Below are 23,502 nucleotides of genomic sequence, written 5' to 3' on the forward strand. Positions count from 1 at the left end.
GCCGACCGGCCGGAGAGCGCTGCGGCGTCCCCGGCCGGTCCACGGCACCCGCACGGCCGTACGGATCTCAGCGTTCCCTGTCCGTATATCGGATGCGCGTCGGTCACGTTGCCCGGACGTTAACGACGTCCCGCTCACCCGGTACCGGGCTCCCCAGGCCCCTCGGCTCCCTCGCTTCCCCCGCCTTCCCGCGGCCCTTCGCCGGGCCGGCCCGACGGCACCACCTGGAGTTCCTCGGCGAAGTGGCACGCCGAGGGGTGCCGGGCCGCCCCCTCCCAGATCCGGTACTCGGCGGGCACCTCCAGCAGCGGCACCTCCAGCGCGCACCGCTCCCGGGCCTTCCAGCAGCGGGTGCGGAAGCGGCAGCCCGAGGGAATCCGGGTGGGCGAGGGGACGTCGCCGCCGAGCAGAATCCGTTCCCGGTGCTCCCGTGCGCCGGGGTCCGGCACCGGGACGGCGGAGAGCAGCGCCTGGGTGTAGGGGTGGGTGGGATGGTCGTAGATCTCCGCGTCGGACCCCAGCTCCACCACCCGTCCCAGGTACATCACCCCGACCCGGTCGGAGATATGGCGGACGATCGACAGATCGTGGGAGATGAAGACCAGACTGAGGGAGAACTCCCGCTGGAGCGCGGCCAGCAGATTGACCACCTGGGCCTGGACGGAGACATCGAGCGCGGAGACGGGCTCGTCGGCGACGAGCACCTCCGGGTTGAGCGCGAGGCCCCGCGCGATCCCGATGCGCTGCCGCTGGCCGCCGCTGAACTGGTGCGGATAGCGGTTGACGTAGTCCGGGTCGAGGCCGACCACGTCGAGCAGCTCCCGCACCTTGCGGCGGCGGTCGCCCCGGGGGGCCGCGTCGGGGTGGATCTCGAAGGGCTCGCCGACGATGTCGCCCACGGTCATCCGGGGGTTGAGCGAGGTGTACGGGTCCTGGAACACCATCTGGATATTGCGGCGGACGCGGGTGAGCGCACGGCCGGAGAGCCCGGTGATGTCCTCGCCCCGGTAGTGGATGGTGCCCGCGGTGGGACGTTCGAGATGGACGAGCATCCGGGCCAGGGTGGACTTCCCGCACCCGGACTCGCCGACGATGCCGAGGGTGCCCGCGGCGAAGAGGTCGAGGTCGACGCCGTCGACCGCCTTGACGGCGCCGATCTGCTTCCGGAAGACGATGCCCCGGGTGAGCGGATAGTGCTTGACCAGCCCACGGACGGTGAGGATCGGCTCAGCCATCGCTCCGCCCCCGGTCTCCGTCCCCGTCGTCCCCGGAGCCGGGCGCGGGCGGCTCGGACCCCGGCGCGGACCCGGGCGCGGTCCCGGTCCCGGGCGCGGGCGGCTCCCCGGCCCCGGGCGGCGGCCGTTCCCCGGACGGCTCCCGGGCCAGGGCCAGGGTCTCGCGCCAGAAGTGGCAGGCGCTCCCCCGGCCGGCCGTCACCTCGTACAGCGGTGGTTCGTCCGTACGGCACACCGCACGGGCGAGCGGGCAGCGCGGATGGAAGGCGCAGCCGGGCGGCACGGCCGCCGGATTGGGGGGCAGGCCCTTGATCGCGTACAGCTCACGGCCCTTCTGGTCGAGCCGGGGGATCGACTCCAGCAGGCCCCGGGTGTAGGGGTGGGCGGGGGCCCGGTAGATGTCGTGGACGGGGGCGGTCTCGACGATGCGGCCCGCGTACATCACCGCGATCCGGTCGGCGACGTCCGCGACCACCCCCAGATCGTGGGTGATCAGGACCATCCCCATGCCCAGCTCCCGCTGGAGCTCCGCCAGCAACTCCATGACCTGGGCCTGGACGGTGACGTCGAGGGCGGTGGTGGGCTCGTCCGCGATGATCAGGGAGGGCTCCAGGGAGAGCGCCATCGCGATCATGATCCGCTGGCGCATGCCCCCGGAGAACTGGTGCGGATACTGCCGTACACGCTCCTCCGCGCCCGGGATGCCCACCCGTTCCATCAGCTCGACGGCGCGGGTACGGGCCTCCTTGCGGCGCATCCCCCGGTGGACGGTGAACATCTCGCCGAGCTGCTCACCCACGCTGAGCACCGGGTTCAGGGCGGAGAGGGCGTCCTGGAAGATCATGGCCATGCCGGGGCCGCGGACCGCGCGGCGCTCCTTCTCGCTCAGGGTGAGCAGATCCCGGCCCTGGAAGCGGATCTCGCCCCGGGTGATCCGGCCGGGCGGGGAGTCCAGAATGCCCATGACCGCCTGGGCGGTGACGGACTTCCCGGAACCGGACTCGCCGAGCACGGCGAGGGTGCGGCCCTCCTCGACCCCGTAGTCGACCCCGTTGACCGCGCGGGCCACCCCGTCGCGGGTGCGGAACTCGATATGGAGATCTCTGACGTCCAGCAGCATCGCGGGCTCCACGGCGGTCGTTCAGCGCAGTTTGGGGTCGAGGGCGTCGCGTACCGCGTCGCCGAGCATGATGAACGCGAGCACGGTGACCGCCAGCGCCCCGGCGGGCCAGAGCAGCATGTGCGGGGCGTTGCGGATGTAGGGCGACGCGGCCGAGATGTCGATGCCCCAGGAGACGGTGGGCGGTTTCAGGCCGACACCGAGGTAGGAGAGGGTCGCCTCCAGCGAGATATACGTCCCGAGCGCGATCGTCGCGACGACGATGACCGGGGCGACGGCGTTGGGGGCGATGTGCCGCAGCAGAATCCGGGTGTTCGACGCGCCGAGGGTGCGGGCCGCCTGGACGTAGTCGTTCTGTTTGACGGTGATGACGGAGCCCCGGGCGATACGGGAGATCTGCGGCCAGCCGAGCAGCACCATGAAGCCGATGACGGGCCAGACCGTGGTGCTGGTGACCACGGAGAGCAGGACGAGGCCGCCGAGGACGACGGGGATGCCGAAGAACATGTCGGTGACCCGGGAGAGGACCGCGTCCCCGGCGCCGCCGAAGAATCCGGCGAGACCGCCGAGGAAGGAGCCGAGCAGGGCGACCCCGAGGGTGGCGCAGACACCGACGGTGACGGAGGCACGCGCTCCGTAGACGGTGCGGGTGTAGACGTCGCACCCCTGGCCGTTGAAGCCGAAGGGGTGGCCGGGCTGGGAGCCCTCCTGAGCCTTGGCCAGATCGCACTGGAGGGGGTTCTGGGTGGCGATCAGCGAGGGCCAGATGGCGATGATCACCAGAAAGAGGATGATCAGCCCGGAGATGACGAAGACGGGATTGCGGCGCAGATCGCGCCAGGCGTCGGACCACAGGCTGCGCGGTTTCCCGGCGGTCCCGGTGCCGGACGGACCGCCGGGCACCCCCGCCGCCCCTGCGGTCCCTGCCGTCGTTTCCAGGGTCTCGGCCTCGCTCATGGCGAGGTCGGTGGCGCCGCCCGCGCCGGTGGGGGCGATGGCCTGCCGTGCCTCGAAGTCGGGGGGCGGCTCAGGCATAGCGAATCCTCGGGTCGAGTACGGCGTACAACAGGTCCACCAGCAGATTCGCCAGCAGGAAGATCAGTACGAGGACGGTCACGAAGCCGACCACGGTCTGGGTGTTCTGGCGGACGATGCCCTGGTAGAGCTGGTAGCCCACGCCATGGATGTTGAAGATCCGCTCGGTGACGATCGCCCCGCCCATCAGCGCGCCGATGTCGGCGCCGATGAAGGTGACCACCGGGATCAGCGAGTTGCGCAGCAGATGGCGGGTGACGACCCGGCGGCGCGGCAGCCCCTTGGCCCGTGCGGTGCGGACATAGTCGGCGCGGGCGTTCTCGGCGATGGAGGTCCGGGTGAGCCGGGTGACATAGGCCAGGGAGACGGAGGCGAGCACCAGCCCGGGGACGATCAGTTCGTCCAGGGTGGCGGCGGGGGACACGGCCGGTTTGACGATCCCCCACTCGACGCCCAGCAGGAACTGGAGCAGCAGCCCGGTGACGAAGGTGGGGACGGAGATCACGACCAGGGTGAGCAGCAGGACACCGGTGTCGACGGGGCGGCCCCGGCGCAGTCCGGTGAGCACGCCGAGGGTGATGCCGATGACGATCTCGAAGAAGATCGCGACAAGGGTGAGCCGCAGGGTGACCGGGAAGGCGTCGGCCATCAGCTCGATGACCGGCTGTCCGTTGAAGGCGGTGCCGAAGTCCCCGGTGAAGACATGGCCCATATAGGTGAGGTACTGCTGCCATACGGGCTTGTCGAGGCCGAACTCCTGGCGCAGCCGGGCGGCGGTGGCGGGGTCGCACTGCCGCTGGCCGCAGAGCCCCTGGATGGGGTCGCCCATCACATTGACCATCAGGAAGATCAGCAGGGTGGCGCCGAAGAAGACGGGGATCATCTGGAGCAGCCGCCGGATCACATAACGTCCCATGGCGCCTCCCTGGGGCCTGTCCCCGGCCGGTCCTGATGCCCGGACCGGCCGATCCGGCTAGCTGACGGTGATCTCGTTGTAGACGGGGACGCTGAACGGGTTCAGCGCGACGTGGGAGACGCGCGGGGAGTAGCCCGCGCTGCCGTTCTGGTACCAGAGCGGGATGGCGCCCATCTGGTCCCGCAGCACCCCCTCGGCCTGCTGGAAGGTCCGTACCGCCGCCTGGGGGTCGGACTCGGCGTTGGCCTGGTCGACCAGGCGGTCGAAGTCCTTGTTGCTCCATTTGCCGTCGTTGGACGAGGCGTTGGTGTAGTAGAGCGGCTGGAGGAAGTTCTGGATCAGCGGATAGTCCATCTGCCAGCCGGCCCGGAAGGGGCCGGACATCTTGGACTGGGTGATCTGGTTGCGGAAGTCGGCGAAGGTGCCGACGGGGTTGCCGACGCAGGCGCTGTCCTGGCCCAGGGCGTTGTTGATGCTGTTGCAGACGGCGTCGACCCACTCCTTGTGGGAGCCGGTGTCGGCGTTGTACGTGATCGTCATCCGGCCGCCGGGGATGCCGCCGCCCTCGGCGACCAGGCGCCGGGCCTCGGCGGGGTCGTGGACGCAGGCGTCGCCGCAGAGGGTGGGGCTGAAGCCGCCGTCGGTGCCGAGGACGGGCGAGGTCCAGTCCTTGGCCGGGGTGCGGGTGTCCCGGAAGATGGTCTGGGTGATCTGGGCCCGGTCGATGGCCCGGGAGAGTCCGGTGCGCAGCTTGGCGCCGTCCGGGGTGTTCCAGGCGGGGTCGTAGTAGGGGAAGGCGAGGGTCTGGATGATCCCGGCGGGGGTGTTGATGTACCGGCCGGGCAGGTCCTTGTGGACATTGCGGAGCTGGGCCGCCGGGACGTCGTCGACGAGGTCGAGATTGCCCGAGAGCAGCGCGGTGTACGCGGTGTTGTTGTCGGTGTAGACGATGAGGTCGACCCCGCTGTTGCGGGCCCGGTCGGGGCCGGGGTAGTCGTCCCGGGTGCGCAGGGACATCGCGGAGCCCCGGGCGTAGGAGTCGACGGTGTAGGGGCCGTTGCCGATGGGTTTCTTGAGCCAGGCGGCGTGGTCGTCGAAGAAGGCGCGGGGCAGCGGGGCGAAGGCGGCGTAGCCCAGGGTGTCGGGCCAGGTGGAGAACTTCTGGCTGAGCCGGACGGTGAAGGTGCGCTCGCCGGTGACGGTGAGGCCGGAGAGGGTGGTGGCGGTGGGTTCGCCGGAGTCGGGGTGGACCTTGTCGTATCCCTCGATGTAGCCGAAGAAATAGGCGTTGCGCTGGTTGTTCCTGAGGTCGGCCCCGTAGTTCCAGGCGTCGACGAAGGAACGGGCGGTGACCTTCTCGCCGTTGCTGAAGGTCCAGCCGTCCCGGACGGTGACGGCGAAGGTGGTGGAGTCGGTGGTCTCGATCCGTTCGGCCAGCATGTCCTGGGCGCGGCCGGTCCTCGGGTCGTAGCGCTTCAGCCCGCGGAAGATCATGTCCATGACCTTGCCGCCCTGGACCTCGTTGGTGTTGGCGGGCTCCAGCGGGTTGGCCGGGTCGCCCCAGGAGGCGCTGACCACTCCCTGGGCGGTGCCGCCGCCCCCGCCGCAGGCCGTGGCGGTGAGCAGGAGCGCGGCCATGGGGGCGAGGAGGGGGCTGACCCGTCGCAGCAGCGGGGGGCGCCCGGGGCGAGGGCCTCGTCGCAGGAGAGGGGTGCGGCGCATCCAGTGCCTCCCGAGTCTCCTGTGTCTCCCATGTCCCGCGTATCCCGCGTGTCAGGACCGACTGTCGCCCAGGGCAGCGGGGCCCGCACTCCGGCGGCGGCCGTACGGCTGAGAGCCGACCCGGCGCAGGGACGGGCGGCCCGGCACAGGGACGGAACGGGACGGGACGGGACGGGACGGGGACGGGAAGCGGCGGGCGCGGCGGGGGTGCGGGCGGCGGGAGGCCAGGCCCCGGGTCAGGGCGCGGCGGCGGGCACCGGCAGGGCCACCTCCCAGGTGTCCACGGCGTAGTGGACGCCCATGCCGTGGCCCTCGTACAGCCGCAGCGCGCCCGTCGCGTTGTCCGTGTCGACCCCGAGGCCGATGGTGTCGCGGCCCAGCTCCGCGTAGACCCCGAAGGCGTGGCGCAGCAGCAGACCCGCGATGCCCCGGCCGCGGAACTCCGCGCGGACGCCCAGGTTGTTGATCCAGCCGTGGGCCTCGCGGTGGTTGGAGGTCACCGCCGCGGCGGCATCGCCCCGCCCGTCGAGCGAGACGAGCCACACCAGCGACCAGTCGATCAGCTCTCCCAGGTCGCCCAGCCAGCGCTCATAGCTCCGGGGCTGGTGGTCGTAGTGCTCGGCGAAGCTCTCCTGGAGCAGGGCGTGGGCCCTGCGGCGGTCCTCCTCCGTGTGGCACGCGCGCAGCGCGAGCCCGTCGGGCAGGACGGGGACACGGTCGGCGGCGGGGTCGAGCGGGCGGGTGAGGACGTGGTGGCGGCGCACGGCCGACCAGCCGCGCCGGAGCAGGAGCGCGGTGTCCACGGTGGGACGGGCGTGCAGATGGAGATGGACCACGGCGCGCTCGGCGCCGTTGGCCCCGGCGCGGCGCACCGCCTGGGCCTCCATCAGCTCGAACAGCCGGTCGGCCACGTCCTGGTGGTCCGGCAGGACGTACTGGTCCATGTCGATGCGCTCGGCGCCGGAGTCGTCCCACAGCAGTCCGTAGCCGACCGGTTCGCCGTCGCGCAGGGCGAGCCAGGAGTTCTCCGCCAGGGCGGCCTCGGGGTGGGTCAGATCGGCCTGTACGGAGACGAGGTCGGTCTCCTCGCGGCCGATCTCGATCAGGTCGACGGCGTTGAGGAGACGGCAGACCATCGGGGCGTCATCGGGTACGGCGGGGCGGATGGTGAGGTCCATCGCCTCACTGTCACGCCCCGGGCTTCCGCCGCGCAACGCGTTTTCCCCCGGCCCGGCGTGCGGGCCCGGAGGCCGTCCGGCCCGGGAACGGCTCGTCCCCGGCCGCCGTGGAGGCGACCGGGGACGAAGGGGGACGAGCGGGGTGCGGCACCCCGGGCGGCCCGGGTGGACCGGGACCGGGGTGGGGCGGAGCGGGGCCCTCGGGGCCCGGGGACTACTTCTTGCCGTCGGCGGAGTCGTCGTCGGCCTTGTCCGCCGGCGCGGCCAGCGCCGGGTCCATGACGACGTCCTCGGTCCGCGGCCGGGTGGGGTCCTCGGGGAAGTGGCAGGCGGTCAGATGACCCTCGTCGCTGCCCGAGAGCTGCACCAGCGGCGGCTCCTCCGTCGCGCACTTGTCCTGCGCCTTCCAGCAACGGGTGCGGAAGCGGCAGCCGGACGGCGGCATGATCGGCGAGGGGACGTCGCCGGAGAGCCGGATGCGCTCCTTCTTCGCCGCGTCCACGTCCGCCTCGGGCACGGCCGAGAGCAGGGCGTGGGTGTACGGGTGCCGGGGCCGGGTGTAGAGGGAGTTGCGGTCGGCGACCTCCACCACCTTGCCCAGGTACATCACGGCCACGCGCTGCGAGAAGTGACGCACCACCGCGAGGTCGTGGGCGATGAAGAGGAAGGCGATCCCCAGCTCGTCCTGCACCTTCTGGAGCAGATTGACGACCTGGGCCTGGATCGACACGTCGAGCGCGGAGACCGGCTCGTCGGCGATGATCAGCTTGGGTTCCAGGGCCAGGGCCCGGGCCACGCCGATGCGCTGGCGCTGACCGCCGGAGAACTCGTGCGGGAAGCGGTTGTAGTGCTCCGGGTTGAGACCGACGGTCTCCAGCAGCTCCCGGACCCGGTTCTCCCGCCCGCCGGCCGGGTTGATCCCGTTGACCTCCATCGGGCTCTTGATGATGGTGCCGACGGTCTGCCGCGGGTTCAGCGACGAGAACGGGTCCTGGAAGATCATCTGGATCTCGGACCGGATCGGCGCCAACTGCTTGCGCGAGGCGTGGGTGATGTCCTGGCCCGCGTAGGTGATCTTGCCGCCGGTCGGCTCCAGCAGCCGGGTGACCAGCCGTCCGGTCGTGGACTTGCCACAGCCGGACTCGCCGACGAGGCCCAGCGCCTCACCCGGGTACACCGTCAGGTCGACCCCGTCGACGGCCTTCACGGCGCCGACCTGGCGCCGGAAGGGGAACCCGCCGTAGATCGGGAAGTGCTTCTGGAGACCCTCGACGGTGAGCAGCGGCTCGCCCGCCCGCTCGGGGCCCTTGGCGTTCTGCTGCTGCGGCAGAGTGACGTTCTCGCTCATGTCTCTGCGTCTCCTAGCCCAGCCGGGGCTTGATCTGATCGATGAAGATGGACTGCTTCTGGTCCGGCGTGAGGTGGCAGGCCGCCGCCCGGCCGGCCGCGAGGAGCGGCCGGTCACTGGTGCACAGGCCGCCCGCCACCTGGTCCTTGAAGCCGCAGCGCGGGTTGAAGGCACAGCCGGACGGCGGGTTCAGCAGGCTCGGCGGGGAGCCGGGGATCGGCACCAGCGGCTCGTCGAGGTCGCCCCCGAGCCGCGGCATCGAGCTGAGCAGACCCCAGGTGTAGGGGTGCTTGGGGGTCTGGAGCACCTCACGGACCGTGCCGCGCTCCACCGCCCGTCCCGCGTACATCACCAGCAGGTCGTCCGCCATATTGGCGATGACGCCCAGGTCGTGGGTGATGAAGATGATCGCGGAGCCGAACTCCTGCTGGAGCTCCTTGAGCAGATCGAGGATCTGGGCCTGCACCGTCACATCGAGCGCGGTGGTCGGCTCGTCGGCGATCAGCAGATCGGGGTCGCAGATCAGCGCCATGGCGATCATCGCGCGCTGGCGCATACCGCCGGAGAACTGGTGCGGGTAGTCGTCGAAGCGGGTCGCGGGCTGCGGGATGCCGACCTTGGCCAGCATCTCGATCGCGCGCGCCTTGGCCTCCTTCTTGGAGGCGCCGGTGTGCTTCATGTACGGCTCGGCGATCTGCCGGCCCACCGTGTAGTACGGCGAGAGCGCCGTCAGCGGGTCCTGGAAGATCATCGCGACCTTGTTGCCGCGGAGCTTCTCCAGCTCCTTCTCGGAGGCGTCGACCAGCTCCTGGCCGTCGAGGTGGATCTCACCCTCGACGGTGGCCGTCTGGGGGTTGTGCAGCCCCAGGATGGTCAGGTTGGTCACGGACTTGCCGGAACCCGACTCGCCCACGATGCCGAGCGTCTTGCCGCGCTCGACGTCGAAGGAGAGGCCGTCGACCGCGCTGACGACGCCGTCCTCGGTGGAGAACCGTACGCGCAGGTCGCGGACCGAGAGGAAGGCCCCCGGACCGGTCGGGGCCGGTGTGCCCCCGGTCTTGGTCTGAGTGGTCACGGTCGATCTCCTAGCTGAGGCGCACGCGCGGGTCGATGTAGGCGTAGGCGAGGTCCACGAGGATGTTCAGCATCAGGATGAAGAACGCGCCGAACAGCATGACACCCATGGTGAGGGGCAGATCCTTGTGGAGCGACGAGCTCACCGCGAGACGGCCGATACCCGCCAGGTCGAAGGTGAACTCGGTGACGACCGCGCCCGCGAGCAGACCGCTGAGGTCCATGCCCAGGATGGTGACGATCGGCGTGAGCGAACCGCGCCAGGCATAGCGGAAGAAGACGTACCGCTGGGACATGCCCTTCGCGCGCGCGGTGCGGACGTGCTCTTCCTGAAGCTGCTCGATCATGGTCGAGCGGGACATACGCGTGTACTGAGCGGTGAAGATCGTCGACATCACGAGCCACGGGATCAGCATGCCGAGCGCCCAGGCGCCGGGGTTCTCCGTGAACGGGACGTACTTGGGGTTCTCCATCCAGCCCGTGCTGTAGACGAGGAGACCGAGGACGATCGGACCGAGGAAGTAGATCTGGAAGGAGCTGAGCACCATCGAGGCACCGCTGACGACACGGTCGAGCGGGGTGCCGCGCTTCCAGGCGGCGAGCAGGCCGGAGCCGAGGCCCAGGGTCAGGAAGATGACCAGACCACCGACGGTCAGCGAGAGCGTCAGCGGGAAGCGGTCGATGATCGAGTCCCAGACGAACTCGCTGGTTTCGAAGGACATGCCCAGGCACGGTGCGGAGCAGTGCCCCGCCGCGAAGTCCCGGCCGGAGAAGATGCCACCCATGAACTCCCAGAACTGGGTGGTGATCGGCTTGTCCAGGCCGAGGTTCTCGCGGATGACCGCGATGTTCTCAGGTGTGCAGTTCTTGCCGCAGGCGAGTTGGGCGAAGTCCTGAGGGATTGCGTAGAACAGGAAGAACGTGAAAGCGCCGATCAAGAACATGATCACTACTGCGCCGGTCAACCTGCGGATGAGGAACTGAAGCATCGCGGAAGGCTGCTCTCTTCGAAGGCGGCGGGGGTTGTAGACGTGGGCCCGTGGGGGTGCGCTCCGCCTGGCGCGCACCCCCACGGATCATCCGTGGACCGCTGTCTTGTGGACGGGTCTTACGGCTGCTTCAGGTACAGGTTGTTGATGTCGATGTAGCTCGACTCGGTGCTGTACCGGACGCCGCCCACGTTGGAGCCGGAGAGCTGGATCTGCTTGGAGTAGTAGACCGGGGCGGCCGGGTTGATCTCCTCGACGATCCGCTTGTGGACTTCCTTCCACTTCGGGAGCGCCGCGGTCGGGTCGAGGGCCAGAGCGTCTTCGATGCCCTGGTTGACCTGCTCGTCGTTGATGTGCGAGTAGTTCGAGGCGCCGTCGTAGATCAGCTTGCCGTCGTAGACGGGGGTGATGACGGTGGACGGGGACGGCCAGTCCTGGCCCCAGCCGGTCATGTACAGGTCGTAGGAGTTCTTCACGACGCCGACCTGCGTGTAGTAGGTGGCGCGGTCGATCTCCTTGACCTGCGGGTCAAAGCCGATCTTCTCCAGCATCTTCGCGATGATCACGGCCTGCTGCTGGCCGCGCGGCGTGTTGGAGTGGGCGTAGGTGAGCTTGGTGCCGGGCTTGACACCGGCCTCCTTCAGCAGCTCCTTGGCCTTCTCCAGGTTGCCGTTCGGGAACTTCAGCTTCTCGTACGGGTCGTACGAGGCGTCGAAGCCGGGCAGCGTCGGGCCCATCAGACCGCCGGCGGCCTCGCCACCGTACTTGCCGCCGTCCGCGGCGATCATCTGCTTGGCCGGGATCGCGTACGTGATGGCGTCGCGGACCTTCTTGTCCTTCATCTTGTCCAAGTTGAAGGTGAGCTGCCAGACGTAGGGCTGGAAGCCCTTGACGCTGCGCTTGTTCACCTCGGGCTTGGTGATGACGTCGCGGATCATCGCCGGGTCGACCGAGTCCGTGAACTGGATCGCGTTCTTCGCGTCGCCCTGGTCGGCGATCAGACGCTTGGTCTGGCTCGACTGGTCGATGGTGAGGGTGAAGTCGAAGCCGTCGGGGTACTGGTGGCGCACGGCGTCGGTCTTGGCGTCCCACTGGTCGTTCTTGACCAGCTTGATCGACTTGCCCGGCTTGTAGTCGGCGATCTTGTAGGGGCCGAGCGCGACGGGGGCCTTGTCGTACTTCTCCTTCGTGTCCGCCTTCTTGGGCACGATGGAGTAACCGGGCATGGCCAGCGCCTGCGGCAGGTCGGGCTGGGGCTGCTTGAACTTGAAGACGACGGTCTTCGCGTCCGGGGTCGCCAGCACGCTGTCCGGGAGGCCCTTGCCCTTGTACGGGCCGTCCGGCAGGGCCTTGCGGTAGTCCTTGCCCGAGAGCCAGCTCTGGATGTACGACGGACCGTCCGCGATGAACTTCGCGTACATCCGCTCGATGGTGTGGCGGACGTCCGCGGACGTGATCGGGTCGCCGTTCTGGTCCTTGACCCCGTCCTTCAGGGTGAAGGTCCAGGTCTTCTTGTCCGGCGACGCCTTCCCGGAGTCGGTGGCAACGTCACCGACGATGGTGAGGTTGCCGTCCTTGTCCTCCTTGAAGTTGGTCAGACCGCGGTGGACCAGGTTCGAGAACTGGCCCGCGTCGCTGACATAGATCTGACCCGGGTCCATGTGGGACAGATCGGATTCCATGAAGACATTGATCGTTCCGCCGCTCTTGGCGCCGGGGATCGCCTCGGCCGGGCCGTTGGAGCCTGCGGCGTCGACATACTGCACCGGCTTCGACTGGAGCTGAGCGTCCTCCTGGGACTTCGACTCGTCTTTCGCCTTGCTGTCGTTGCTGGAGCAGCCCGTCAGAGCCAGAGAGCCGGCCGCGGCAGCGACGACTATGGCACGCACGGAGCGTGAGCGAAGGGGCTTCATGTGCTCGTTGCACCTACCTGTCCGTAGTGAATATCAAGCGCTGCCTGACCGTCCGGTTGCCCGGCGCGGGGGCGGCAGCCACACCCCCGCCCTAGGACGTCACCGTCCGGTCTTGGGGTCGAAAGCGTCCCGTACCGCGTCGCCGAGGAGGTTGAAGGCGAGAACGAAGACCACCATGGCGACGCCGGGGAAGAACATGAACGCGGGGTTCTGCTCATAGGTCTCGGCACCGATGGCGAACATCCGGCCCCAGTCGGGGGTGGGCTCCACGAAGCCCACGCCGACATAGGAGAGGAAGGCGATCGTCAGGATGGAGCTGGGCAGGGTGTAGGTGCCCTGGACCAGGATCGGCGTGACGATGTTGGGCAGGATCTCCTTGCGGACGATCCGCCAGCGCGAGGCGCCCGAGACCTTCGCCGCCTCCACGAACTCCCGCTCCCGCAGGGAGAGGACGGAGCTGCGCACCAGACGGGCCATGGACATCCAGCCCAGGAACCACATCACGAGGATGATGGAGACGGCCCGCAGATAGGTGGGGGTCTCGTCGGTCGGCGAGACGAAGAGCGCCGTGACGACCGGCATGAAGGCGATGAAGAAGAGCTGGTTCGGGAAGGCCAGGAAGAAGTCCGTGACCCGGCCGAGCCAGTAGTCCGCCTTGCCGCCGAAGTAGCCGCCGACCATACCGATGAGCACACCGGTGAGCACACACAGGAAGGTGATGACGAGCGCCATGTAGAGCGAGGTGCGCATGCCGTAGAGCAGCATGGTGAACACATCACGGCCCAGCTTGGGCTCCACGCCGAACCAGAAGTCCCCGGAGACGCCGCCGAAGGTGCCGACCGGCAGCGAGAAGTCGTCGAGGATGTCCTCGTACCCCGGCTCGTTGGGGTACAGCGTGTAGGGGTCCTTGCCGTAGATCTTGGAGATCAGCGGCGCGAGGGCCGCGATCAGATAGAAGAAGATCACGACGCCGGCCGCCGTCATGCCGACCTTGTCGCGCTTGAAGCGCGCCCACATCAACTGGCCGGGCGAGCGCCCGGTGTGGGACGGGCCGTCGGCGGCGTCGTTCTTGGTCGCGTTCTTCTTGTCCAAGGCGACAGAGGCGTCCGTGGCCTCGGTCTCGATTGGACTGGTCATGATGTGTCCATTCACGGGTGTCGGGTGACCCGCGGTCCTGCGTACGACGGGGGAGACGGGCGACGTGGATGCACGTGTGCCGTCAGTCCTGCCGTATGACGTTCCCCCCTGTCGGCCACCGCCGGAGCGGGGATGGCCGTACTGCCTCATGCCGATGGTTCACCCAAGGGCAAATGGGCTGGAAAGCGCGTCAATAGGGATTGAATCCACCCTCAGGAGCGCGAGCCGAGCGGTTGACCGGGGCTCAGGATCGGCGGCCGTCGTCGGCGGCCGGCCCGGATGGAATGCGCTGGAAACCGGCCGTACAAGCCATCTGCGACGACCCGACCCCACTGGCGCTCGTGGCACCGCGCATGGGTTCCTCCTCATGAGTCCACGTGTTCACTGCAAGGCTGGGCACATGACACCCGCCGACACCCCTGACGGCGAAGAGCTGTGTACCCCGTGTGCTCGTGAGTCGGCGCTCCCCACAGCGCATGACCCGTTGACCCGAGCTCAGTGAAGCCAACTATTGGGTAAGTTCGGGCTGTAAACCACACTTAAAGCATCTCGTTTTGGCAACATCAGCAGAGCCCCCTCCTCCAAAATTCGGACAAAGGGATCGCAGACAGACACCCCCGAAACGGACTGTTAATACAGGTTTCCGGTGAGCTACGCCCGATAGTCGGACAGATGGGCTAGGAAAACCTCTTGACTTGGGCTAGGGAAACCTCTTGACTTCCGCCGCCGGATCACGGTTCCTCCCTGGGAAGCCCGCCCCGGTGCCGACAGACGCGAACGGCCCGGCCGTCCCCCCGTACAAGGGGGGGACGGCCGGGCCGTTTTTCAGCCATGGGGCGCCGACGGGGCGCCCGCGAGCTCAGGGGGCGGGCTCGGGCGGCGGCCCGGCCCCGCTCAGCCGTGCTTGGCGCGGGAGGCGGCGCGGGCGCGCTCGCGCGCGTCCAGGTTCACCTTGCGGATGCGGACGGCCTCCGGGGTCACCTCGACGCACTCGTCGTCGCGGCAGAACTCCAGCGACTGCTCCAGCGAGAGCTTGCGCGGCGGCACGATCGCCTCGAAGGAGTCGGCGGAGGAGGAGCGCATGTTGGTGAGCTTCTTCTCCTTGGTGATGTTCACGTCCATGTCGTCGGAGCGGGAGTTCTCACCGACGATCATGCCCTCGTAGACCTCGGTGCCCGGGTCCACGAAGAGCACACCGCGCTCCTGGAGGTTGGTCATCGCGAAGGCGGTGACCGCGCCGGACCGGTCGGCGACGAGCGAACCGTTGTTCCGCGTGGTCAGCGTGCCGAACCAGGGCTCGTGGCCCTCGTGGATGGAGTGGGCGATACCGGTGCCGCGGGTGTTGGTCAGGAACTCCGTACGGAAGCCGATCAGACCGCGGGAGGGCACGACGAACTCCATCCGGACCCAGCCCGAGCCATGGTTGGACATATTGTCCATGCGGCCCTTGCGGACGCCCATGAGCTGGGTGACGGCGCCCATGTGCTCCTCGGGGACGTCGATGGTCATGCGCTCGACCGGCTCGTGGACCTTGCCGTCGATCTCCCGGGTCACCACCTGGGGCTTGCCGATGGTCAGCTCGAAGCCCTCACGGCGCATCTGCTCGACCAGGATGGCCAGCGCCAGCTCACCGCGGCCCTGCACCTCCCAGGCGTCCGGGCGCTCGGTGTCCAGGACGCGGAGCGAGACATTGCCGATCAGCTCGCGCTCCAGCCGGTCCTTGACCTGGCGGGCGGTGACCTTGCGGTCCTTGACCGCCGCCTTGGCCTCGGCGCCCTTGCCGGTGCCGCCCCGGCCGACCAGCGGCGAGGTGTTGGTACCGATGGTCATGGAGATCGCGGGCTCGTCCACCGTGATCAGCGGCAGCGCGACCGGGTTCTCCGGGTCGGCCAGCGTCTCGCCGATCATGATCTCGGGGATACCGGCGACGGCGCAGATGTCACCCGGGCCGGCCTTCTCGGCGGGCTTGCGGGTCAGCGCCTCCGTCATCATCAGCTCGGTGATGCGGACGCTGGAGATCGAGCCGTCGCGCTTGATCCAGGCGACCGTCTGGCCCTTGCGCAGCTCGCCCTGCTCCACGCGGAGCAGCGCGATACGGCCGAGGAAGTTGTCGGCGTCGAGGTTGGTGACGTGCGCCTGGAGAGGCGCCTCCTCCTCGTACGTCGGGGCCGGGACGTGCTCCAGGATGGTGGAGAAGAACGGCTCCAGGCTGTCGCTGTCGGCCGGGACGGTGCCGTCCTCGGGCTTGGTCAGCGAGGCGACGCCGTCACGGGCGCAGGCGTAGACGATCGGGAACTCGATCTGGTCCTCGTCGGCGTCCAGGTCGAGGAAGAGGTCGTAGGTCTCGTTGACGACCTCGTCGATCCGGGAGTCCGGGCGGTCCGTCTTGTTGATGCAGAGGATGACGGGCATCCGGGCCTGGAGGGCCTTGCGCAGGACGAAGCGGGTCTGCGGGAGCGGGCCCTCGGAGGCGTCGACGAGCAGGACGACGGCGTCGACCATCGACAGACCGCGCTCGACCTCGCCACCGAAGTCGGCGTGGCCGGGGGTGTCGATGATGTTGATCGTGATGGGCGCCCCGCCGTCCTTGGGGTGGTACTTCACCGCCGTGTTCTTGGCGAGGATCGTGATGCCCTTCTCACGCTCCAGGTCGTTCGAGTCCATCACCCGGTCGTCGACCTGCTGGTGCGCGGCGAAGGCTCCGGCCTGCTTCAGCATGGCGTCGACCAGGGTGGTCTTGCCATGGTCGACGTGGGCGACGATGGCGACGTTACGGATGTCGTGGCGCGTGGGCATGCTGGCTGGCGCTTCTCTCGATCGTGGGATGCGGCGTGTGCTGCGGCGTCTTTTCCTCGTACGCCCAGCCGGGGCGGACGCGCCGCGGCTCACTCCCATGGTACGGGGCCCTCGCGCGGGGGGCCTCCCGGTCCTGGAGAGGGGGTGCCCGGGGATGCCCGGGAAGGTGCCTGAACTCTGGTCAACGAGTGACACGATCTTGCCCGCCGGGATCACCGGCGGGCAAGCGAGTTGAGGCTGTTCTGAGGTTATGGAAGGTCTCTTCGGAAGCCCTGAGGAAGAACGGGCAGGTCAGACGCGCGAGGGGAGGCCCGGGGCCCGGGGCCCGCCGTCACGGGCCCCGGGGGTACGAGGGGTACGGCCCGGGCCGCCTCGATACGGGCCCGGGCCGCGGGGTCAGTTCTCGGCCTTCTTCTTCGGCTCCGGTTTGGCGAAGCCGATGTCCTGGTAGCGGGGGGTGGCCAGACCGAAGGCACCGGCGTTGCGCACGGTCGGGCGGACCGCCACCAGCTCGGGGCGCTGATAGAGCGGGATCGAGCCCGCCGCCGCCCAGATCCGGGCGTCCGCCCGGCGGACGAGGTCCCGGGCCTCGTCCTCGTCCAGCTCGCCCGCGGCCTGCTCGAAGAGCTGGTCGATGTAGTCCGTGCCGACCCGGGTGTAGTTCTGCTCGACCAGCAGGGAGCCGTCGTCGGCGGGGCGGGGCTTGGCGTAGATGGGACGGGCGTCGGTCGCCGGGAAGGCGGTCGCCGGCCAGGAGTAGAGGGCCAGGTCGTACCGTCCGGCGGCGATGTGGTCCTTGAAGTAGTCCTCGTCCGGGACCTTCACGATCTCGGTGCCGACGCCGATGCGGTCGAGCATGCCCGCGATCCGCTGGGCGACCACCCGCAACTGCTCCGAGCCCGCGCCGGAGGGCAGGACGAAGCGGAGCAGCAGGGGCTTGCCGTCCTTGCCGAGCCTGCCGCCCGCCGCGACCGGGGCGGCGGTACCCGCGGGGGCGTACGCCCCGGCCGCTCCGTTGTCGCCCGGGGCCTCGGGGGCGGCGGCGCGGGCCCGGTCGAGGCCCGCGGTCCGGGCCCGGGGCTGGAGGGCCAGCTCCTGGAAGGTCACCGGCGCGGGGGCGAGCACATGGGCGCGGCCGGTGGCGGGGGCGTGGTCACCGACGATGTACAGACCGTCGTCGGAGGGCGCGTCGATCCCGGTGCGGACGGCGGCCACCAGCGCGGGGGGCGCGTTCCGGAAGGACGCGGCGCGGGCGCCCCCGGTGTTCTTGGAGTCGTCCCCGCTCTCCTCGCCCTCCTCGTCCTCGCTCTCCTCACCCTCTTCGGACGATGTGTCCTCCGGCCCGGCCTTGGCGGGGGCGGACTTCCGCAGCGCCCCGCCGGGCACCCAGCCCGCGTCCGCGAGCAGGGCCTGGGCCTCCTGGGCGCTCTGCTCGCCGAGCGCCTCGCTGTTGTCCGTGTACGCGCGCTGTCCGGCCAGGGCCAGATGGCTGCCGGGCGGGACGGCGGGGAGCCCGAGCGGTCGCAGCACGCTCTCGGCGAGTTCCCGGCGGTCCAGCGCGCGGGCGACCGCCCGGCGCACCCGGTCGTCGGAGAGCGGGCCGCTCTCCCCGTTCAGGGCGAGCTGGGTGAAGGCGGGCTCCAGCGATCTGCGCACCACCAGGCCGTGCAGCCTGCCCTGCTCGGCGGTGTAGTTCCCGATCGCGGTGCGGGTCCGCTCCCGGGCGGCCCTGGCGCCCTCGGCCGCCTCCTCGTCGGAGCCGTAGGCGACCGCCCAGGAGCGCAGCGCGCCGGACGGGGTGAGTGCGGCGGCGGGGCCGTGGGCGGCGCGGGGCGCGATGCGCACGCCGTCGGGGCTGTGGGCGGGCGGGGCGACGATACGGCCCCGGTGCCGGGTGGAGAGGTCGATCCGTTCGGCGACCGTGCGGTCGATCTCGGCGAGCTGGACCCGGTCGGAGGCGAGCGCCGCGGCCCGCTGGTGGCGGGGGACGGCGGCGAGGACCAGCCGGTCCAGCTTGGCCGGCTCGCCCCACCAGCGCGGGTTGCGGGCGAGGGCGACGGTACCGGCCTTGCGGTCGAGCCGGTCGAGGCGGAAGGGGCCCGCGGTGGCCTGGAGCGTGGTGCGGGCCCCGTCGTTGAAGGCGGCCGGGGTCCCGGTCACCGCCCGCGGGTAGAGGGGGCTGAAGAGGGCCTTCCAGTCGGCGTAGGGCTTCTTGAAGGTGACCTTCACCTCCAGGTCGTTGGCGCCCTTCTGGATCTCCTCGATCCGGTCGTATCCGGCGTTGCGGGCGGTCCAGAAGGCGCTGTCCCGGCCGCTGAGGGCCCGCCACTGGGCGACGAAGTCGGGCGCCCCGATCTCCTTGCCGTCGCTCCACACCGCCTTCTGGTTGATCTTGTAGAGCACCACCTGCTTGGGTTCGCGCTCGACGACGGCGGCCGACTCCAGGAAGTCGGGGTTGCGCTGGGGGCGCCCCTGGACGTCCAGGGTGAAGAGGGCGGGCAGCGCGGCCTGGGCGACCTTGGCGGTGGCGGCGTCGGCGTCGGCCTGGAAGGTGTTGAGGGTGGTGGGCACCGCGTCGACCGCCCAGCGGAGGGTGCCCCCGTCGGCGACCCTGTCCCGTTTGTCCGCGGCGATGTCCTGCGCGGTGGCCCGGCCGGCGGAGTCGTCCGCGGTGCAGCCCGACAGCGCGGGCAGCACGAGTGCCCCGCCGGCGAGCAGCGCGGCGGAGCGCAGCACCCGGGAGGCCCGGCGGTCCCGGTGCGCGCGGAGGTCCTGGGCCCTCCCGTGTGGCTCGTCGAGCTGGGGCATGGTCTCTACCTCTTCATCCTGTTTCACCGATTTTGGGATGATCACACCTATGTCCGGCCACTGAACGGGACCACAAGCCGCCGCCCCCGCCGACACGGCGCTCTCCTCGCCCAAAGTCACCCGGTCAGCGCAGTGACGAGCGGTACACGCTCTGACAAAAATGGAGAAAATGAAGCCACGAAGGCAGAACCTGTCGGGGGCGATCCCTGTGCGTGCGTCGAGGGGCCCGGGAGTCCGGAGGGAATCCCGCGCATCCCCTTCCCAAGGGGGATGTGAGGCGCGACACTCGCAGGCGCATGAGCGACGTCACCCGCACCCTGCGGAAGTGAGGGCACATCATGTCCCAGCAGGACGACCTGGCCGTGCTCCGGCACCGTGTGGACGAACTGGTCCAGCGCGTCGGGCAGCTGGAGAGAACCGTCGACCGGCTTCGTGGCGCGGGCGGCCGGACGAACGGCTCGGCCGCCGGGCGCAGACCACCGGAGCGCACGGAACTGGTCACCATCCCCGACGTTCCGTACAACCACGCCCTGTGGACGGACTCGGACGACGAAGGTCTGGGCGTCCGCGACCGGCACGCTCCCTGAATCGGACCCGCCCCGAGGGCGGCTTCTAGGAGACCTCGTTGGCCACTGGCACCGAACGACCCCAACTCGACAGCGGCGTACACGGCGCGACCCGCGCCACCATCGGTCCCCGCCATCTGCGGACGGACCGGTGGTGGCTGGCCCCGGCGCTGACAGCGGGCGGACTGCTCGCTTTCATCATCTATTCGACCTGGCGGGCCTTCTCGAACGCGGACTACTACGCCGCGCCCTATGTCTCGCCCTTCTACTCGCCCTGCATCGCGGAGAACTGCGTCCCGATGAAGGGCGGCCCCAACTGGGAGATCGTCGGAAGCTGGTGGGGCCTCTCCCCCGCGCTGCTGATCCTGATCTTCCCGCTGGGCTTCCGGCTCACCTGCTACTACTACCGCAAGGCCTACTACCGGGGCTTCTGGGCCTCGCCCCCGGCCTGCGCGGTCGCCGAGCCGCACCGGAAGTACACCGGGGAGACCCGCTTCCCGCTGATCCTCCAGAACATCCACCGCTACTTCTTCTACGCGGCGCTCCCGGTCGCCGGCATCCTCACCTACGACACCGTGCTGGCCTTCCGCGACGAGCACTACGCGTTCGGGCACATGGGGCTCGGTACGGTCGTCTTCCTGGTGAACATCGTCCTGATCTGGGCGTACACCCTCTCCTGCCACTCCTGCCGGCATATCGTCGGCGGACGGCTGAAGCACTTCTCCCGGCATCCCGTGCGCTATCGCGCGTGGACCTGGGTGGGCCGGCTCAACGCGCGCCATATGCAGCTCGCCTGGGCGTCGCTGATCAGCGTCGCCGCGGCCGACTTCTATGTCTATCTGGTCGCGTCCGGCGCCTTCGACGATCCGAGGTTCTTCTGATGACTCAGCTCGAACGACAGCAGTGGGACGTCGTCGTGGTGGGCGCGGGGGGTGCCGGGCTGCGCGCGGCCATCGAGGCCCGTGAGCAGGGCGCCCGTACGGCGGTCATCTGCAAGTCGCTCTTCGGCAAGGCGCACACCGTGATGGCGGAGGGCGGGATCGCCGCCGCCATGGGCAATGTCAACTCGGGCGACAACTGGCAGGTCCACTTCCGGGACACCATGCGCGGCGGGAAGTTCCTCAACCAGTGGCGGATGGCGGAGCTGCACGCCCAGGAGGCCCCGGAGCGGGTCTGGGAGCTGGAGACCTGGGGAGCGCTCTTCGACCGCACCGCCGACGGCCGGATCTCCCAGCGGAACTTCGGCGGCCATGAGTACCCCCGGCTCGCGCATGTGGGCGACCGGACCGGCCTGGAGCTGATCCGCACCCTCCAGCAGAAGATCGTCTCGCTCCAGCAGCAGGACAAGGAGGAGTTCGGCGACTACGAGGCCCGGCTGAAGGTCTTCCAGGAGTGCACCGTCACCCGCGTCCTCAAGCACGGGGAGCGGGTGGCGGGCACCTTCTGCTACGAGCGGGAGTCCGGCCGTTTCTTCGTCATCGACGCCCCGGCGGTGGTCCTGGCGACCGGCGGGATCGGCAAGTCCTTCAAGGTCACGTCCAACTCCTGGGAGTACACCGGAGACGGCCACGCCCTCGCGCTCCTCGCCGGGGCCCCGCTGCTCAACATGGAGTTCGTGCAGTTCCACCCGACGGGGATGGTCTGGCCGCCGTCCGTGAAGGGCATCCTCGTCACCGAGTCGGTGCGCGGGGACGGCGGGGTGCTGCGCAACTCCGAGGGCAAGCGGTTCATGTTCGACTACGTCCCCGACGTCTTCAAGGAGAAGTACGCGCAGACCGAGGAGGAGGGCGACCGCTGGTACGAGGACCCGGACCACAACCGCCGCCCGCCCGAGCTGCTGCCCCGGGACGAGGTCGCCCGCGCGATCAACGCCGAGGTGAAGGCCGGGCGGGGCTCCCCGCACGGCGGAGTCTTCCTCGATGTCTCCACCCGGATGCCCGCCGAGGTCATCCGGCGGCGGCTGCCGTCCATGTACCACCAGTTCAAGGAGCTGGCGGACGTGGACATCACGGCGGAGGCCATGGAGGTCGGGCCGACCTGCCACTACGTCATGGGCGGGATCGCGGTCGACTCGGACTCCGCCGCCGCGCTCGCGGTGCCGGGGCTCTTCGCCGCGGGCGAGGTCGCGGGCGGTATGCACGGCTCCAACCGGCTCGGCGGCAACTCCCTCTCCGACCTGCTGGTCTTCGGCCGCCGCGCGGGACTGCACGCGGCCGGGCACGCGGCCGGGCTCGGCGAACGGCCCACCGCGGACGCGGAGCAGATCGACCGGGCCGCCGCCGAGGCGCTGCGGCCCTTCCACCCGGACACCGGCACCGCCACCGGCGGGGCGGGCCGGGGGACGGACACGGACGGCACCGCGCGGGGGCTCGCCGATGACGCCCCGGCCGACGCGGTGGCGGGCACCGAGAACCCGTACACGCTCCACCAGCAGCTCCAGCAGACCATGAACGACCTCGTCGGCATCATCCGCCGCGAGGGCGAGATGGCGCAGGCCCTGAAGAAACTGGCCGAGCTGCGGGTACGGGCCCGCCGGGTCGGTGTCGAGGGCCACCGGCAGTTCAACCCCGGCTGGCACCTCGCCCTGGATCTGCGGAACATGCTGCTGGTCAGCGAGTGCGTGGCCCGGGCGGCGCTGGAGCGCACCGAGAGCCGGGGCGGCCACACCCGGGAGGACTTCCCGGCGATGGACCGGTCCTGGCGCTCCGCCCATCTGCACTGCCGGCTGACCGACCCCAGCGGCGCCCAGGCCGCCGCCGATCCCGCCCGGGGCCAGATCTCCCTGGTCCGCCGGACCACCGATCCCATCCGTCCGGACCTGCTCGCCCTCTTCGAGAAGGAAGAGCTGGTCAAGTACCTCCCCGAAGAGGAGCTCTACGAGTGAGTTCGTACCAGGCCGGCTTCCGGGTGTGGCGCGGCGACCAGGACGGCGGGGAGCTGGCGGACTTCTCCGTCGAGGTCCATGACGGCGAGGTCGTCCTCGACATCATCCATCGGCTCCAGGCCACCCAGGCGCCCGATCTCGCCGTGCGGTGGAACTGCAAGGCGGGCAAGTGCGGCTCGTGCAGCGCGGAGATCAACGGGCGGCCCCGGCTGCTGTGCATGACCCGGATGTCGGTCTTCTCCCGCACGGAGACGATCACGGTCACCCCGCTGCGGGCCTTTCCCGTGGTGCGGGACCTGGTCACCGATGTCTCGTTCAACTACACCAAGGCCCGGGAGGTGCCCGCCTTCGTACCGCCGCAGGGGGTGGCGCCGGGCGAGTACCGCATGCAGCAGATGGACGTGGACCGCTCGCAGGAGTTCCGGAAGTGCATCGAGTGCTTCCTGTGCCAGGACACCTGTCATGTGGTGCGCGACCACGAGGAGAACAAGCCCGCCTTCGCCGGGCCGCGTTTTCTGATGCGGGTCGCCGAGCTGGACATGCATCCGCTGGACGCCGCCGCCGCGTCGGGTCTCGACCGCAAACGGACGGCGCAGGAGGAGCACGGGCTCGGCTACTGCAACATCACCAAGTGTTGTACGGAGGTGTGCCCCGAGGGCATCAAGATCACGGACAATGCGCTGATCCCGCTCAAGGAGCGGGCCGTCGACCGTAAGTACGACCCGCTGGTCTGGCTCGGCGACAAGATCAGGCGCAGGACGTAGGCGCACCGTCCGGTCCA

Annotated in this window: 16 protein-coding genes and 1 pseudogene; 4 read left to right on the forward strand and 13 right to left on the reverse strand. The window is 69.8% G+C overall.

The genetic code is table 11. From position 1 onward, the window contains the following. Nucleotides 1–134: 134 nt before the first annotated feature. The 13 genes and pseudogenes from CRV15_RS08565 to CRV15_RS08630 form a co-directional block, all read right to left on the reverse strand. On the reverse strand, nt 135–1,235 hold the full coding sequence (locus CRV15_RS08565; protein WP_003955286.1) for an ABC transporter ATP-binding protein: 1,101 nt from the start codon (nt 1,233–1,235) through the stop codon (nt 135–137). Nucleotides 1,236–1,389: 154 nt separating this feature from the next. Further along, a pseudogene (locus CRV15_RS08570) lies at nt 1,390–2,355 on the reverse strand (ABC transporter ATP-binding protein); the annotation flags it as partial. A 21-nt stretch (nt 2,356–2,376) separates the two neighbouring features. After that, on the reverse strand, nt 2,377–3,390 hold the full coding sequence (locus tag CRV15_RS08575; RefSeq protein ID WP_003955284.1) for an ABC transporter permease: 1,014 nt from the start codon (nt 3,388–3,390) through the stop codon (nt 2,377–2,379). Then, nucleotides 3,383–4,306: an ABC transporter permease gene (locus CRV15_RS08580; RefSeq protein ID WP_003955283.1), complete on the reverse strand. Its 924-nt coding sequence runs from the start codon at nt 4,304–4,306 to the stop codon at nt 3,383–3,385. Before CRV15_RS08580 ends, CRV15_RS08575 begins: the two co-directional genes overlap by 8 nt. A 57-nt stretch (nt 4,307–4,363) precedes the next feature. After that, nucleotides 4,364–5,944 (reverse strand): peptide ABC transporter substrate-binding protein, encoded by a 1,581-nt coding sequence (locus CRV15_RS08585; RefSeq protein ID WP_009997443.1) that lies wholly within the window; start codon nt 5,942–5,944, stop codon nt 4,364–4,366. Nucleotides 5,945–6,264: 320 nt separating this feature from the next. Continuing rightward, nucleotides 6,265–7,206 (reverse strand): GNAT family N-acetyltransferase, encoded by a 942-nt coding sequence (locus CRV15_RS08590; RefSeq protein ID WP_003961695.1) that lies wholly within the window; start codon nt 7,204–7,206, stop codon nt 6,265–6,267. Between the two features lie 214 nt (nt 7,207–7,420). Further along, the gene (locus tag CRV15_RS08595) at nt 7,421–8,554 is read right to left on the reverse strand and encodes an ABC transporter ATP-binding protein (RefSeq protein WP_003955278.1); all 1,134 of its coding nucleotides are present in this window, start codon (nt 8,552–8,554) and stop codon (nt 7,421–7,423) included. A 13-nt stretch (nt 8,555–8,567) separates the two neighbouring features. Continuing rightward, on the reverse strand, nt 8,568–9,629 hold the full coding sequence (locus CRV15_RS08600) for an ABC transporter ATP-binding protein (RefSeq protein ID WP_003955277.1): 1,062 nt from the start codon (nt 9,627–9,629) through the stop codon (nt 8,568–8,570). 10 nt (nt 9,630–9,639) lie between these two features. Further along, the gene (locus CRV15_RS08605) at nt 9,640–10,617 is read right to left on the reverse strand and encodes an ABC transporter permease (protein WP_003955276.1); all 978 of its coding nucleotides are present in this window, start codon (nt 10,615–10,617) and stop codon (nt 9,640–9,642) included. Nucleotides 10,618–10,736: 119 nt separating this feature from the next. Beyond that, nucleotides 10,737–12,530 (reverse strand): ABC transporter substrate-binding protein, encoded by a 1,794-nt coding sequence (locus CRV15_RS08610; RefSeq protein ID WP_003955275.1) that lies wholly within the window; start codon nt 12,528–12,530, stop codon nt 10,737–10,739. A 99-nt stretch (nt 12,531–12,629) separates the two neighbouring features. Continuing rightward, complete coding sequence (locus tag CRV15_RS08615) at nt 12,630–13,667, reverse strand: ABC transporter permease (protein ID WP_003955274.1); 1,038 nt, start codon at nt 13,665–13,667, stop codon at nt 12,630–12,632. Between the two features lie 894 nt (nt 13,668–14,561). After that, the gene (gene typA, locus CRV15_RS08625; RefSeq protein WP_003955273.1) at nt 14,562–16,463 is read right to left on the reverse strand and encodes a translational GTPase TypA; all 1,902 of its coding nucleotides are present in this window, start codon (nt 16,461–16,463) and stop codon (nt 14,562–14,564) included. A 396-nt stretch (nt 16,464–16,859) separates the two neighbouring features. After that, nucleotides 16,860–19,271: an ABC transporter family substrate-binding protein gene (locus tag CRV15_RS08630; protein ID WP_003961694.1), complete on the reverse strand. Its 2,412-nt coding sequence runs from the start codon at nt 19,269–19,271 to the stop codon at nt 16,860–16,862. A gap of 338 nt (nt 19,272–19,609) precedes the next feature. Here CRV15_RS08630 and CRV15_RS08635 point away from each other — a divergent pair, with 338 nt between their 5' ends. From CRV15_RS08635 to CRV15_RS08650, 4 genes are read left to right on the forward strand one after another with little or no spacing between them, the layout of a single operon-like run. Further along, nucleotides 19,610–19,858, forward strand: a complete 249-nt coding sequence (locus CRV15_RS08635) for a hypothetical protein (protein WP_003955271.1) — start codon at nt 19,610–19,612, stop codon at nt 19,856–19,858. A gap of 38 nt (nt 19,859–19,896) precedes the next feature. Further along, nucleotides 19,897–20,718 carry a hypothetical protein gene (locus tag CRV15_RS08640; RefSeq protein ID WP_003955270.1) on the forward strand — a complete coding sequence of 274 codons (822 nt, stop codon included), beginning with the start codon at nt 19,897–19,899 and terminating at the stop codon, nt 20,716–20,718. Further along, nucleotides 20,718–22,721 carry a fumarate reductase/succinate dehydrogenase flavoprotein subunit gene (locus tag CRV15_RS08645; RefSeq protein ID WP_003961693.1) on the forward strand — a complete coding sequence of 668 codons (2,004 nt, stop codon included), beginning with the start codon at nt 20,718–20,720 and terminating at the stop codon, nt 22,719–22,721. Before CRV15_RS08640 ends, CRV15_RS08645 begins: the two co-directional genes overlap by 1 nt. Further along, nucleotides 22,718–23,485, forward strand: coding sequence for a succinate dehydrogenase/fumarate reductase iron-sulfur subunit (locus CRV15_RS08650; protein ID WP_003955268.1), 768 nt, complete (start codon nt 22,718–22,720; stop codon nt 23,483–23,485). The genes CRV15_RS08645 and CRV15_RS08650 overlap by 4 nt, the downstream gene beginning before the upstream one ends. Nucleotides 23,486–23,502: the final 17 nt, after the last annotated feature.

Origin of the sequence: Streptomyces clavuligerus, from assembly GCF_005519465.1 — a bacterium.
Classification (GTDB): Bacteria; Actinomycetota; Actinomycetes; order Streptomycetales; family Streptomycetaceae; genus Streptomyces; species Streptomyces clavuligerus.

What these genes read in the sequence shown, in the direction of transcription:
- CRV15_RS08565 (WP_003955286.1), bottom strand. Translation starts at nt 1,235, where the DNA reads ATGGCTGAGCCGATCCTCACCGTCCGTGGGCTGGTCAAGCACTATCCG.
- CRV15_RS08575 (WP_003955284.1), bottom strand. Translation starts at nt 3,390, where the DNA reads ATGCCTGAGCCGCCCCCCGACTTCGAGGCACGGCAGGCCATCGCCCCC.
- CRV15_RS08580 (WP_003955283.1), bottom strand. Translation starts at nt 4,306, where the DNA reads ATGGGACGTTATGTGATCCGGCGGCTGCTCCAGATGATCCCCGTCTTC.
- CRV15_RS08585 (WP_009997443.1), bottom strand. Translation starts at nt 5,944, where the DNA reads ATGGCCGCGCTCCTGCTCACCGCCACGGCCTGCGGCGGGGGCGGCGGC.
- CRV15_RS08590 (WP_003961695.1), bottom strand. Translation starts at nt 7,206, where the DNA reads ATGGACCTCACCATCCGCCCCGCCGTACCCGATGACGCCCCGATGGTC.
- CRV15_RS08595 (WP_003955278.1), bottom strand. Translation starts at nt 8,554, where the DNA reads ATGAGCGAGAACGTCACTCTGCCGCAGCAGCAGAACGCCAAGGGCCCC.
- CRV15_RS08605 (WP_003955276.1), bottom strand. Translation starts at nt 10,617, where the DNA reads ATGCTTCAGTTCCTCATCCGCAGGTTGACCGGCGCAGTAGTGATCATG.
- CRV15_RS08610 (WP_003955275.1), bottom strand. Translation starts at nt 12,530, where the DNA reads ATGAAGCCCCTTCGCTCACGCTCCGTGCGTGCCATAGTCGTCGCTGCC.
- CRV15_RS08615 (WP_003955274.1), bottom strand. Translation starts at nt 13,667, where the DNA reads ATGACCAGTCCAATCGAGACCGAGGCCACGGACGCCTCTGTCGCCTTG.
- typA (WP_003955273.1), bottom strand. Translation starts at nt 16,463, where the DNA reads ATGCCCACGCGCCACGACATCCGTAACGTCGCCATCGTCGCCCACGTC.
- CRV15_RS08630 (WP_003961694.1), bottom strand. Translation starts at nt 19,271, where the DNA reads ATGCCCCAGCTCGACGAGCCACACGGGAGGGCCCAGGACCTCCGCGCG.
- CRV15_RS08635 (WP_003955271.1), top strand. Translation starts at nt 19,610, where the DNA reads ATGTCCCAGCAGGACGACCTGGCCGTGCTCCGGCACCGTGTGGACGAA.
- CRV15_RS08645 (WP_003961693.1), top strand. Translation starts at nt 20,718, where the DNA reads ATGACTCAGCTCGAACGACAGCAGTGGGACGTCGTCGTGGTGGGCGCG.